The organism is Psychrobacter sp. TB55-MNA-CIBAN-0194 (assembly GCF_040309505.1).
GTDB classification, from domain to species: Bacteria; Pseudomonadota; Gammaproteobacteria; order Pseudomonadales; family Moraxellaceae; genus Psychrobacter; species Psychrobacter fozii.
This window is the reverse complement of record NZ_JBEOOW010000289.1, coordinates 1-271: the sequence shown is the minus strand read 5'-3', so window position 1 is coordinate 271 and position 271 is coordinate 1. Positions and strand designations below refer to the sequence as shown.

The 271-nt window shown below is 38.7% G+C and carries 1 protein-coding gene; it reads right to left on the bottom strand.

Going from position 1 to position 271, the window contains the following annotated elements:
* Position 1 precedes the first annotated feature (1 nt).
* The coding region (locus AAEY75_RS15185; protein ID WP_352260049.1) for a sensor histidine kinase at positions 2 to 271 on the bottom strand (270 nt) is incomplete at its 5' end.

The following is a 271-nucleotide window of genomic DNA, read 5'->3' as shown; positions in this document are numbered from 1 at the left end:
CTTATATATGGCATTTATTATAATAAATGCTAAACGTACTACCACCTGTAGCATTGTCTTGATGCATAAGCTCCCAGTTCATATGAGTCATGATACGTTGCACAATGCTAAGACCCAAACCGCTACCTTCTACCTGATCGCTGGTATTTATGTCATTCAGACGCTCAAATCTCTCATAGAGTAAAGGCATCATAATTTCGGGAATACCAAGACCAGTATCAGAGACTGTAATTTTTTCAGCATCGATAGTGACAATGACTTCACCATCATC